The organism is Vibrio jasicida CAIM 1864 = LMG 25398, from assembly GCF_000400365.1.
GTDB classification, from domain to species: domain Bacteria; phylum Pseudomonadota; class Gammaproteobacteria; order Enterobacterales; family Vibrionaceae; genus Vibrio; species Vibrio jasicida.
The window spans coordinates 47,945-61,218 of sequence record NZ_BAOG01000052.1 but is presented as its reverse complement, the minus strand read 5'-3'; the positions used below and the strand labels follow the sequence as shown (position 1 = coordinate 61,218).

Sequence of the window (13,274 nt, the reverse complement as noted above, 5' to 3'; positions counted from 1 at the left end):
TTTTACAACTGTTACAATCCTTGTTATGGGTGAGGCTTAACGTCGTTTGGGCAAGGTAATATCCATCACTAAACCTCGCTCTGGCGCATTGTAGGCAATGATCTTGCCGCCAACGGCTTCAATGTGCCTCTTCGCTAACGCTAGCCCGACACCAAAGCCCTTACGTGATGCGACTTGATTATTGGCTTTAAAGAAAGGTTTGAAAATTTGTTGATACAAACTTGGGTCGATACCAGGCCCAGAATCGGCAATGACGATTTGATAATGCTCGCTACTGTTTCGCACCTCAATTCTTAGCGCTTCATTGGGTTGGGTGTAACGTAAACCGTTGCGAATGACGTTTTCTAACGATTGGCTGAGTGCCATTTGGTTGGAGTCATTGATAGGTAATGGTTCGTCTTGCTGCAGGAACACGTGCCTATCGGGGTATTCAAATCGTGCATCTTCAACGATGATTTCAACCAGTTCCGCTAAGTCAAATGCTTCCGTTCTGAGGTTTGGTTGTTCGTTTTCAATCCATGCAAGGGTGAGAGTGTCTTCTGCTGTACTGCGCATCTTATGAGTGTCACTCTTAATGCGTTGCAACATTTGCTCGCGCTCAATGTTTTTATCGACGCAGTCTATGGCCATTTCTATACGAGCGAGTGGGGTACGTATCTCATGTGACATGTCGGCGATTAAGTTTCTGTTGTGCTGAATCACATCTGAGGTTCGCTCCGCCATTTTGTCGAAAGTGCGTGCGACTTGGCTTATTTCATCGTTGCCTAACTTCATGGTCTGTCCAATCCGCGCCGAATAATCCCCTTGGCTGAAAGCTTGGCTTGCTCGGTGGAACTGCTGTAATGGACGCATGACGTAACGGTACAAATACACCGTGAGTGCCAATAAAGAGAGAAATGGAATCACAAAACGGAACAACCAAAACGCATGGGACATGTAAGTGCCGGGGCGCATTCGGTCAGGCAGTAGAATCAGAAAATGATACCCAAAAGGAGAAAGTGGCACTTCCATGATTGGATTATCTGGAAAATCGAGGTGGATTTTCCACTCAACACTTCGACCAATGCCGTAGCCTTCCCAAAAGCGCTCATTGAGTGGATTGCCGCCTTTTACGTCTAGGTGTGATTGCAGAACCGTTGCCCAAGTAGACTCATTCGCAGCAAGTTCTTCTAACCAAGTGTCCAAACCTTGCCAGTCTTGTTGGTCGATATATGTTTGTGCAGTAGAGCCCCAGTCGAGGATCTGTTGACGATGGGACTTCTTTAGATAGCTCATCTTTTCATTAGAAAGAATGGCAGCGCTATGAATCAAAGAAAAGAAGATGACCACACCGAGAGATAAGACGACAAACAGTCGCCAGAACAACATTTTCTTCATTTGAAAATATACCCTTTGCCATGCACGGTCTGGATACGGTCGTTCGACATACCTTCCGCGATAAGACGTTTGCGCACGCGGCTTAAGTGCATGTCTAGGGCTCGGTCATATTGGCTAAATTGACGCTCTAGGACGGTCTGGTAAAGGAAGGGTTTACTCAGAACCTCTTCGCGGTGCTCAATTAACGTCCACAGCAGTTTAAATTGAATAGGTGTTAATTGAATGGGGTCCATCTCAGGGCAATGATGGAGCGTTACCGTGTGAGTTTGCTTATCGAGAAGTAACTCTCTCTCACTGAGTTGCGTCGCGGAATTGGGCTGCTTGATGAGTTGGGTGCGACGTAAAATTGCTTCTATACGTAAACTCACTTCGGTGAAGTTACAGGGTTTGGTGATGTAATCATCGGCTCCGCATTTAAGGCCCTGAATTCGATATTCTTCTGCACCAAATGCAGTCAGCATAACTACGGGTGTTTGTGACTGAGAACGAATGACATTAAGCACTTCGAAACCATCGAGATTGGGGAGGTTGACATCGAGTATGACCAAATCAAAGTCTTGCTGCTGAAAAACCTTAACGGCTTCATCCCCGCAAAACATCGAGATGACTTGATAGCGTTGTTCTTTAAGTAGCCGGGTGAGTTGAAGGTTGAGATCTGGGTCATCTTCTACCAATAAGATTGAAGGAGCAGGAACGGATGAACTCGATGACCAGTTTGGCTTTGGATGAACGGGGGCTGACGTTGGGCTAAACATGTTGATATATCACTTATTATCGATAATGCGAACTATTATCAATAATGGCTTGGTTAAAATCAACGTGATGAATGAGAAAGCTATCAGTTATTTATACAGAGCCTTCAAAGTGCGACATGTCTAGAAGTTTTACTTAAGTGGGGAAGGTCGCGACAAAAAGAAAGCCCACCTGAATCGGTGGGCTTTTTCGGTAGTTGCAAAAGAAACTAGTTCATTTTTTTAACTTCTTGCTGAAGTTGCTCTAGCTGCTTCATCTTGCCTTGTAGGCCAAGAGATTGGTAGCTAATCGACGCTGGGTTCATCATCTGACCTTGCTGCATTGGGTAATCTGGCAGCGTCTTGAAGAACTCACCAAGAACGTCTTGGATTGGTACGAACAACCACATGTTGTCTGCCATCCAGCGTAGGTACATACCAGATTCGTGCGGTGCTTTCTCGAATGGGTCAGCACGTAAATGGATGATCTTCGGCCAGTTAGGAGAGAAACGAACTGCATCGGTAATGTTACCTTCTAGGGTTGCGAAGTGCAGTTTCCAGTCGTTCCAACGAACTGCGTTTAGCTCACCATTAGCAGTGAAGTAAAGCAGTGACTCACGAGGACCTTTCTCTTCTTTACCTTGGAAGTAAGGCATGAAGTTGTAACCATCAATGTGTACGCGCCAGTCTTTACCGTTCGCTTTGTAGCCTTTCGCTAGCTTCTCTTTCACGTCAGGAACGCCGGCAGCAGCCATTAGAGTTGGTAGCCAGTCTTGGTGCGCCATCATTTCGTTGATCTTAGTACCTGGTTCGATTACGCCAGGCCAACGAACAAGTTGAGGTACGCGCATACCGCCTTCCCATGTCGTGCCTTTTTCACCATGGAATGGTGTTGCACCGCCGTCAGGCCACGATACAGTCTCTGCACCGTTATCGGTTGAGTAGATAACGATGGTGTTGTCTGCGACACCTAGCTCATCCAGTTTATCCAGTAGAATACCCACTTGATCATCATGCTCTAACATGCCGTCGGCGTAGATACTGATGCCAGATTTACCTTGGTATTTCTCTTGTAGACGAGTCCAAACGTGCATACGAGTGGTGTTGTGCCAGATGAAGAATGGCTTGTCTGCTTTCACGGCTTTTTCCATGAACGCCAGTGACGTTTCTAGGAATTCTTCATCCGCGTGCTCCATACGCTTACGCGTCATTGGGCCAGTATCTTCAATCTTACCGTCAGCAAAAGACTTGATAACACCGCGAGGGCCGTAGTTTTTACGGAACTCTGGATCTTTCGGGTAGTAGTAGGTTTCTGGTTCTTCTTCAGCATTGAGGTGATAAAGGTTACCGAAGAACTCGTCGAAACCGTGGTTAGTTGGCAAGTGTTGGTCTTGGTCACCTAAGTGGTTCTTACCAAACTGAGCCGTCATGTAGCCTTGACCTTTAAGCAGGTCTGCAATGGTCGGCGCCCAATCAGGGATACCGTGAGTAGAGCCTGGCATACCGATTGTAAGCAAGCCAGTACGGAACGGTTCTTGGCCTGTGATAAATGCTGCACGGCCTGCAGTACAAGATTGCTGACCGTAGTGATCAGTAAATAGTGCACCCTCGTTTGCAATACGGTCGATATTCGGGGTCTCGTAACCCATCATACCTTGGTTGTATGCACTGATGTTCCAGTAACCAACATCATCACCAAAGATCGCTAGGATGTTTGGTTTGTCTGCTGCCACTGCTGCGCTTGAGGTTGCCAGTACGCCGAGACCGACAGCCAGCTTGCTCATTTGGTTAGCCATAAAAACTCCAAATTGGTTGTAAGTTGGAAAAGAAGCTTAGGTACCGCCCATGCTTCGTTGGCTATTAAGTTAATGATGCAATTGAAGAATGTCGCTTTATAGTGTTTATAACCATAAGTTATGTAGAGAAATAACTTGTTGTTTTATCAGTTGATTGTTTCGACCTTAGGATTTGTGGGGAAAACTGAAGCGAGACTCAGGTCACGTTAATCCGCTTTCTAAATAAGGATATAAGACCTTAGTTTTAACCAAAGTATAATTATGCTATTTGATTCGCATTCGTCTGTTTTGTGAGCTATACGTTTGTGTGCAGGATGCACTTTTCTATTACATACAGAGGTTTATATGACAGCGAATTATGGCGTGAAACGCCGATTAGCGATTCTTGCCGCTGCTTTTATCGGCGCGACAAGTAGCAGTATCGCAGCAGAGAAACCGAATATTCTGGTCATTTGGGGCGATGATATCGGTCAATCTAATATCAGTGCTTACACATTTGGCTTAATGGGATACAAAACACCGAACATCGATAGCATTGCAAAAGAAGGCATGATGTTCACCGACTACTATGGTGAACAATCTTGTACTGCAGGCCGTTCTACCTTCATTACCGGACAAACGGTATTGAGAACGGGCTTGAGTAAGGTTGGCCTTCCGGGGGCAGATTTGGGTCTTCAGGCAGAAGATGCAACGATTGCAGAAATGCTTAAACCACTGGGCTATATGACAGGTCAGTTTGGTAAAAACCACCTTGGCGATAAAGACGAACACCTTCCAACCAATCACGGCTTCGACGAATTTTTTGGCAACCTTTACCATTTGAACGCCGAGGAAGAGCCTGAGAATGTGGACTACCCGAAAGATCCAGAATTCCGTAAGAAATTCGGTCCTCGTGGGGTTATTAAGTCCTTTGCTGACGGCAAAATCGAAGATACCGGCCCTCTAACGCGTAAGCGTATGGAAACGGTGGATGGAGAAACGTTAGATGCGGCGCTTGATTTTATGGATCGAGCAGTGAAGGCTGACAAGCCTTTCTTTGTCTGGTGGAACGCAACACGCATGCACTTCCGCACACACGTGAAAGAAGAAAACTTGGGCAAAACTGGCATCAGTTTTTATGCCGACGGTATGGTAGAACACGATAACCAAGTAGGCGAGCTGCTGAAAAAAGTGGATGACTTGGGCATCAAAGACAACACCATCGTATTTTACTCAACCGATAACGGCCCGCACATGAACTCTTGGCCAGATGCGGGTACAACCCCATTCCGTGGTGAGAAGAACACCAACTGGGAAGGTGCGTTCCGTGTTCCTGCAATGGTACGTTGGCCGGGTAAGATTGAAGCGGGCAGCGTTTCTAACGAAATTATGCACCACATGGACTGGATGCCAACCTTGGTGGCGGCGGCTGGTGATGACCAAATCAAAGAGAAGCTGCTGAAAGGCTACACGGCGGGTGATAAGACATTTAAGAATCATCTCGATGGTTACAACTTCTTGCCTTACCTAACTGGTAAAGAAGAGAAAGGCCCACGTGAAGAGATCTTCTACTTCACTGATGATGGTGATTTGAGTTCACTTCGCTTCCGCAACTGGAAGATCGTATTCCTAGAGCAGCGCGCAAAAGGCACACTACGTATCTGGGCTGAACCGTTTACGTCATTACGTGTGCCTAAGATCTTCAACCTACGCATGGACCCATACGAAGTGGCGGACATTACGTCTAACACTTATTACGACTGGCTGATTGACCACGCATACATGCTGGTTCCAGCACAGGCTTATGTAGGTAAATTCTTGGCAACGTTCGAAGAATTTCCACCGCGACAAAAAGCAGCAAGCTTCTCACTTGATCAAGTGATGGAGAAGTTGCAGGAAAGTCACAACAAATAAATTGATTGCAACCAAATGTGGGGCTCTTCGGAGCCTCTTTTTTTTGCACTGTGTTTAATTTTTTCTTAAAACGCATGTAATTGCTTGTCTAAAAAGGAAAAACACTTCTATCTTTGATTGGAGAATAAAAAGAATCACACACAAGGACAGTTATGACTCAGTGGGCAAGTTGGAAGCAGGCTTTGATCGGCCTAGCAGCGCTCGTCAGTTTTTCTCTGTTTGCACAGGAAACAGTATCTAAACGGTCAGCTTCTGCACAAGAAACCGTGTCGGTCGCACCACAATCAATCAATTCTTCAACGCAAACTTACGTAGGCAGCGAAGCGTGTATTGATTGCCACAAGAAAGAAACCGAAGCGTGGCAAGGTTCTCATCACGATATGGCGATGCGTCATGCCGATGCGGAATCCGTTCTCGGTGATTTTGATGACCACACATTCACTTTTGAAGGTAAGCCAAATCGCTTCTATCGAAAAGGGAGTGAATATTGGGTCAATATCCAAGGGCCTGATGGTGAGTGGCATGATTACAAAATCAGCTACACCTTTGCGTGGGAGCCGCTCCAACAATACATGGTGGAATTTGAAGACGGGCGTGTGCAGTTAATTCCTTTCGCTTGGGATTCGAGAGCCAAGCAAGAAGGCGGACAGCGCTGGTTCCATCTTTATCCCGACACCACTCCCAAAGATGAGTTTTACTGGACGAACACGGGTCAGAATTGGAACTTCATGTGTGCTGATTGCCATTCAACCAATCTAGAAAAAAACTACGATGCAACTGCCAATACGTATTCAACAACATGGTCAGAAATCAATGTCGGTTGCGAAGCATGTCATGGCCCAGCCAGTGAACACGTAGAACTTGCCAAACAAGCGGAAAAATCTGGGAATACCATCACCTCAGCGAACCATTATGGCTTTGATCGAGATTTAGGTATGGCAGTAAAAGAGTGGGTCTACGAAGAAGGGCACAGCACGCTCCAACCAAAAGAAATCGCGATGACTCATCAAGTTCAAACCTGTGCGCAGTGTCATAGCCGTCGTACACAGTTAAATGAAAGTGCGGACCATGTTAAAGGCTCCTTCTTGGATAAATATCGTCTAAGCCTAATTACACCGGAGCTCTATTATCACGATGGTCAGATTTACGATGAAGATTACGTTTATGGCTCATTTTTGCAGTCTGCCATGGCAGAGAAAGGGGTAACTTGTACCAACTGCCACGATCCTCATACCGCAGAGTTAAAAATCCCTGAAGAAGCGGTTTGTGCTCAGTGCCATATTGCGTCTGACTACATGCCGGAGAATCACACCTTCCATGAGGCAAATACCGAGGCATCCCAATGCACCACTTGCCACATGCCGGAAACGACCTACATGCAAGTTGACCCGCGTCGTGACCACAGTTGGCATGTGCCACGTCCAGATCTGAGCCAGCACATCAATACGCCAAACGTCTGTACATCATGTCATGAAGACGAAACCAATCAGTGGGCGGATCAGAAAATAGGTGAGTGGTTCCCGAATTCGAAATACCGCAATCAAAAACACTTTGCCGTGGCATTCTACGCCGATTCTATTGGTCATCGTGGTGCGCCTGATGCGTTAGCGTATTCTGCTCAAGACTCATCGTTGAGTGATATTATTCGTGCATCAACTTTGGAGAGAATGGGCGGCAATACTGGGCAAAACACCTTAGTGTCATTGGCAAGAGCGGTGAAGCATGAAAGCGACATGATTCGTCTTGGGGCTGTTGCTGGGTCTTCTGGTTATGAGTTCAGTGACCGGTGGCAAATCCTCGAATCATTACTGAGTGATCCTGTCTTATCGGTGCGTGCTGAAACTGCGGGTGCGTTGGTCCGTCATTATCCAGAGATGAACCCGCTGCAACGCGATAAGATTCGTCAGCCGTTGGAAGATTACATGGAAATCCAGCGTTTCAATGCGGATCGAGGCTTTGGACGAACTAATCTGGCGAACGTCTATCGAGACCTTGGCGAAACAGACAAAGCCATTGCGTCTTACCAAAAGGCGATTGAAATAGAACCTTACTTCGAGAACAGCTATGCAAACTTAGCCGATTTGTATCGTGCACAGGGCAATGACAAAAAAGCATTAGAAACCTTGATGGCCGGGATTGAAGCTCAGCCGAAATCGAGTGCTTTGCCTTACAGCGCGGGTTTGGCATGGCTTCGTGTTGGAGATAGCGCTAAGGCAAACCAATATTTGAAACAAGCGGCTGAAACGGCAGAACACAACCCGCAGTATTGGTATGTTTATGGGCTCGCTCTGGAGAACTCAGACGTGCTTGCGGCCAGTAAAGCGTTGAACACCGCTTACAAAGTGGGAGGCAACCCACAGCACTTGTTTGCGGAATGTGAGGTGCTGGCTAGAAACTACAAAGATGGCTCTGTTGCATTTGCTTTTGAGCAGTGTTTGAAGCAACTAGGAGAGTTTGCGACAGCTGATGTGATTCAGCGTTTAAGAGCCTCTATAAATCAATAGGAGCGGCATGGGCAAACTCAAGTTGTTGCTTGACCTGTTCCCTTAAGCGCTGATGAGCGGGATTGTGCTCATCACGCTTATGATAGACGAATTTATAGGGGATACGGTCGATTTCAATCGGGCATTCAAGGATCTGTAACTTGAGTGCCTTACTCCATTTCATCGCAAACGATCGAGAAACAACGCCTAGACAATCTCGTTGTGCAACATACATTGCCATCCCCGCCAAAGATGACGTTACGATCTCTACATTTCGCTCCTGAATCGGCTCTTTTGCCAGTTGCTCGAAGCCAGAAGTGTTGTTCCACTTGCCTGAAAATATACAGTGAGTTTCACGATAAAAATCTTCTCGGCTCAGTGTCCCTTGGATTCTTGGATGACTTTGACGACAGATGATCATTGCGGGTTCATCGTAGGCGTTTTCTATCACGAAAGAGGAGTCTTTGGTGATAATGGTATCAATCACTAAATCCATTTTTTGCTGTCGAATTTGTTCAAACAACAAGTACTTTTCCGGTGGAGACTCGTGGAAAACAACGTTTTCAATCGGATTTAAACTGTGGAGTAAGGTTTCTGAGCAGCAGACTTGAAAAGTGGTTCTTTCTGAAATGGCGTTGTCTACGATGCTCACTGCCTGACGAAACTGCGGCATGAGTTGATACGCAGTTGAAGTGGGTGCGATCCCTCGTCCTTGTTTGACGAAAAGCTGTTTTCCTACCACTTGTTCAAGCCGCTTAATCGAAGCGCTCACCGCAGGTTGCGTAAGGCCTAAATGGTCGGCCGCTTTGGTGTAGGACTGATATTCAGCGACCACCAAAAAAGTTTGAATCAAGTTTAAGTCCATCTTGTTACCCATAAACTAAATTTATATATCAACGTATCTGAACTCTATTTATCCGTCAAATAACAAGTTTTATCTTAATCAAATCTTGGTATCTGATTTCTACCAAGATTCGCAGCAACGGATTTATGGAGCCCTTTTATGGCAAACCACGATAAAAAACGCGTCAAGAAGCTGGTATTAAACGCTTGTACGCTTGCGATCGGAGCGGCATCAGCGACCGCTTACTCGGCAGAACAGCCTAACATTCTCGTTATCTTTGGTGACGATGTCGGTTACTGGAACTTGAGTGCTTACAACGGTGACATGCTGGCTTACAGCACACCAAATATTGATAGCATTGCAAGAGACGGTGCTAAGTTTACCAACTTCTACGCTCAGCAAAGCTCAACGGCAGGTCGCTCTGCGTTCATCACGGGACAAATGCCAAAACGTACCGGCTTGTCTAAGGTTGGTTTGCCAGGAGCGAAAGAAGGGATTTCTGAGAAAGATCCAACTATTGCGACACTGCTACGTGACCTTGGTTACGCAACGGGTCAATTTGGTAAAAACCACCTTGGTGACCGCGATGAACACTTGCCGACCAACCACGGTTTCGACGAGTTCTTTGGCAACCTTTACCACTTAAATGCGGAAGAAGAGCCGGAGAACGTTGACTACCCACAAGATCCTGAATTTAAGAAGAAGTTCGGTCCTCGTGGTGTGATCCACTCTTATGCGGATGGCAAGATTGAAGATACCGGCCCATTGACGCGCAAACGTATGGAAACGGTTGATGACGAGTTCCTAGATGAAGCTGAGAAGTTTATCGAGAAACAAGTCAAAGCCGACAAGCCATTCTTTACGTGGTTTAACACCACGCGCATGCACAACTTCACGCACGTTCCAGACGACTACAAAGGTAAAACAGGCGCAGGTTTTTACGCCGATGGTGTGAAGCAACACGATGATCAAATTGGTCACTTGCTCAATAAGATTAAAGAGCTTGGCGTTGATGACAACACCATCATTGTTTACACGACAGATAATGGCCCAATGATCAACTTGTGGCCAGACGCGGGTATGACGCCATTCCGTAGTGAGAAAAACACCGGTTGGGAAGGTGGCTTCCGTGTTCCTGCAGTGATTAAGTGGCCGGGCCATATCCAAGCGGGCACGACGTTTAACGGCATTGTGTCTCTGGAAGACTTCTTACCAACATTGGTCGCTGCGGCGGGCAACAGCAACGTCAAACAAGAACTGTTGAAAGGCAAGAAAGTGGGCGATATGAACTACAACGTTCACTTAGACGGTTACAACCAACTGCCTTACCTAACGGGTAAAACGGACAAGTCTGCTCGTAACGAATTTGTTTACTGGAGTGATGACGGCGATTTACTGGCTTTACGTTACGGCAAATACAAATATCACTTCTTGATTCAAGAAAACGAAACCGGTTTGGATATCTGGAAGAAACCATTTACTAAACTCCGTGTACCACAAATCTATGATTTGAGTATCGACCCATTTGAGCGTGGCGATACTGGTATGGGTTACGACCGTTGGATGTACGAACGTTCATTCTTGATGATGCCTGCAGTTGAAAAAGTAAAAGAGGTCATGGAAACCTTCAACGAATACCCGCCGCGTATGGCTCCGGGCTCGTTTGTTCCGAAATAACGTTTTGTCCATAGATCCATAGACCCTAGTTATTGTCCTTAAATACAGCGCCCAACTTGGGCGCTGACTTTCTTCTGCTTTCGAGATCGTTCTTTATGAAAAAACAAACTCACATTCATACTACTCAAATGTCATTAACTCCCCTCAAAACGGCGTTTGTATCTAATAGTGATAAAGTCGAACGACGTTTTCACGTGATGGCGAAACCGGGCGGGGCAAAATGCAATATCGATTGTCAGTACTGTTTTTATCTGCACAAAGATGAATTACTCAATCAAGGCACTCAACCAAAAATGGACGATGCAACACTTGAGGCATTCATAAAGAGCTATATCGAAAGCCAAGATGGTGAGGAGGTTGTGTTTTCTTGGCAGGGTGGTGAACCAACACTGTTGGGGTTGGATTACTTCAAGAAGGTTGTCGAACTGCAAAACAAATACGCTAAACAAGGCGTTCGCATCGAAAACGACCTTCAAACCAATGGCTTGTTATTAAACGAGGCTTGGTGTCAGTTTCTGCATGACCACGGGTTTCTGGTTGGTTTATCGATAGATGGTCCTGAATTTATCCACGATAAATACCGCAAAACCCGAAGTGGAAAACCGACCTTTCAACGCGTCATGCAAGCCGTTGAGCTGATGAAGCGTTATAATGTGTCATTCAATGCTTTGGTGACAGTAAACCGCTTTAACGCCAAATATCCGCTCGAAGTGTATCGCTTCCTCACTCAAGAACTCGGCGTCACTTATATCCAATTCACACCTTGTGTTGAACCTCGGTCTTTCACTCAAACCGCTCCCCATTTCTGGAAAGAAAACATGTCTCCAAAACTTGGCAGCGAATTAGCAAAGCCGGGACATTTGATGTCAGTGGTTGCGGACTGGTCGGTCGATGCAGAAGAGTGGGGCGAGTTTCTGATTGCTGTATTTGAAGAATGGGTGAACAACGATCTTGGCAGAGTCTTGGTCAACCTTTTCGAAACCGCTGTCGTGCAAGTGATGGGGATGCCTTCGCAGTTGTGTGTTAGCGCAGAGTTCTGCGGCAAAGGCCTAGCGATTGAACACAATGGGGATGTGTTTAGCTGTGATCACTACGTTTATCCGGAATACCAACTGGCTAACATTCATGACCGATCTCTGAATGAAATTGCAATCTCAACTCGTCAATACAGCTTTGGCATGGCGAAAAAGTCTTCTTTGCCGCAATACTGCCTTGATTGCCCGTATTTGAAGTATTGCTGGGGAGAATGCCCAAAAAATCGGTTACTTACCGCGCCGAATGGTGAGGCTGGTCTAAACTACTTGTGTCCGGGAATAAAAATGTTCTTTGACCATTCGCTGCCAATCCTGGTTGGCATATCAAGGTTAATAAAGTCTTACAACTCAGGTGAATATAGCGAATATAACCTTTAGTTATTACTTTCAGTCTTATACTCAACTTTTAACGCTCAGGCTCCCGTAAACTCAATAGGTAGACTATGAACCACGCACAACAAGCCATTAATGAATTAATCGAACAAACTGAAAAAAGCGTCATTGGACAAAGCCATGTGGTTCAGGCTTTGGTGATAGGGTTATTGACCAATGGTCACGTACTTTTAGAGGGCTTACCGGGAACGGCAAAAACCCGCTCGGTGAAGTCGCTTGCGAACCTACTTAACACCAGCTTTGGTCGTATTCAGTTTACACCCGACTTATTACCTTCTGACGTAACAGGTACCGAAGTGTACCAAGAGTTGGATGGTAAGCCTCAACTCCACTTCCAACCGGGACCAATTTTCAACAGCATTGTGTTGGCGGATGAGGTGAACCGTGCGCCAGCAAAAGTACAAGCCGCACTGCTAGAAGCAATGGCAGAAGGTACGATCACAGTGGGTGATAAGACACACGTCTTGCCTGAGTTGTTCATGGTGCTTGCAACGCAAAACCCTGTGGAGCAAGAGGGGACGTATCCATTGCCAGAAGCGCAGATGGACCGTTTTATCATGAAAGTGACTGTTGATTACCCAGAAGATGAAGCCGAGCGCGATATCATTCGTCTGGTACGCAGTGAAGAGTTGGGTTCAGAAACCAGTAATGAGCTAGTGACGCCAAAACACATCGAGCCTGAATTAGTGATTGAAGCGCGTCGCCAACTTCCTTCTATAGCCGTGTCTGAATTAGTCGAAAGCTACATCGTAGCGTTGGTAATGGCGACACGTAAACCAGAGCGTTACGCCGATTCCCAGCTACAAAAATGGATCGAAATCGGTGCGAGTCCTCGTGCATCTATCTCGTTAGACAAATGTGCGCGCGCTTATGCGTGGCTACAAGGGCGTGACCATGTAACGCCTGATGACGTGCGTGCAATGGTGCCATCGGTGCTGGGACATCGCTTCTCACTTTCTTACGATGCACTTGCCGATGGTGTCGATCACCAGCGAGTGGTGCAAGAGTTGCTTGATTGTGTAGAAATCGGATAAGCAGGAGGGACT

Annotated in this window: 9 protein-coding genes; 5 read left to right on the top strand and 4 right to left on the bottom strand. The window is 46.3% G+C overall.

Going from position 1 to position 13,274, the window contains the following annotated elements; translation table 11 throughout:
• Positions 1-36: 36 nt before the first annotated feature.
• From VJL_RS14220 to VJL_RS14210, 3 genes are all read right to left on the bottom strand, one after another.
• Positions 37-1,377, bottom strand: a complete 1,341-nt coding sequence (locus tag VJL_RS14220; protein WP_038878865.1) for a sensor histidine kinase — start codon at positions 1,375-1,377, stop codon at positions 37-39.
• A complete protein-coding gene (locus VJL_RS14215; RefSeq protein WP_038878864.1) occupies positions 1,374-2,132 on the bottom strand; it encodes a response regulator transcription factor in 759 nt (252 codons plus the stop codon). Before VJL_RS14215 ends, VJL_RS14220 begins: the two co-directional genes overlap by 4 nt.
• A gap of 206 nt (positions 2,133-2,338) precedes the next feature.
• Entirely contained in the window at positions 2,339-3,904 is a 1,566-nt protein-coding gene (locus VJL_RS14210; RefSeq protein WP_038867939.1) for an arylsulfatase, read from the bottom strand.
• Between the two features lie 345 nt (positions 3,905-4,249).
• Here VJL_RS14210 and VJL_RS14205 point away from each other — a divergent pair, with 345 nt between their 5' ends.
• Together VJL_RS14205 and VJL_RS14200 are read left to right on the top strand one after the other, a co-directional pair.
• Positions 4,250-5,797: an arylsulfatase gene (locus VJL_RS14205; RefSeq protein WP_038878862.1), complete on the top strand. Its 1,548-nt coding sequence runs from the start codon at positions 4,250-4,252 to the stop codon at positions 5,795-5,797.
• A gap of 152 nt (positions 5,798-5,949) precedes the next feature.
• Entirely contained in the window at positions 5,950-8,301 is a 2,352-nt protein-coding gene (locus VJL_RS14200; RefSeq protein WP_038878860.1) for a multiheme c-type cytochrome, read from the top strand.
• On the opposite strand, the gene VJL_RS14195 is transcribed toward VJL_RS14200, so the two are convergent.
• Positions 8,288-9,157 carry a LysR family transcriptional regulator gene (locus VJL_RS14195; RefSeq protein WP_038878859.1) on the bottom strand — a complete coding sequence of 290 codons (870 nt, stop codon included), beginning with the start codon at positions 9,155-9,157 and terminating at the stop codon, positions 8,288-8,290. The two genes, VJL_RS14200 and VJL_RS14195, sit on opposite strands and share 14 nt — an antisense overlap.
• 126 nt (positions 9,158-9,283) lie before the next feature.
• Here VJL_RS14195 and VJL_RS14190 point away from each other — a divergent pair, with 126 nt between their 5' ends.
• From VJL_RS14190 to VJL_RS14180, 3 genes are all read left to right on the top strand, one after another.
• Positions 9,284-10,801, top strand: coding sequence for an arylsulfatase (locus tag VJL_RS14190; protein WP_038878858.1), 1,518 nt, complete (start codon positions 9,284-9,286; stop codon positions 10,799-10,801).
• Between the two features lie 95 nt (positions 10,802-10,896).
• Positions 10,897-12,213 carry an anaerobic sulfatase maturase gene (locus tag VJL_RS14185; RefSeq protein ID WP_038878857.1) on the top strand — a complete coding sequence of 439 codons (1,317 nt, stop codon included), beginning with the start codon at positions 10,897-10,899 and terminating at the stop codon, positions 12,211-12,213.
• Positions 12,214-12,278: 65 nt separating this feature from the next.
• The gene (locus tag VJL_RS14180; RefSeq protein ID WP_038867926.1) at positions 12,279-13,262 is read left to right on the top strand and encodes an AAA family ATPase; all 984 of its coding nucleotides are present in this window, start codon (positions 12,279-12,281) and stop codon (positions 13,260-13,262) included.
• Positions 13,263-13,274 lie beyond the last annotated feature (12 nt).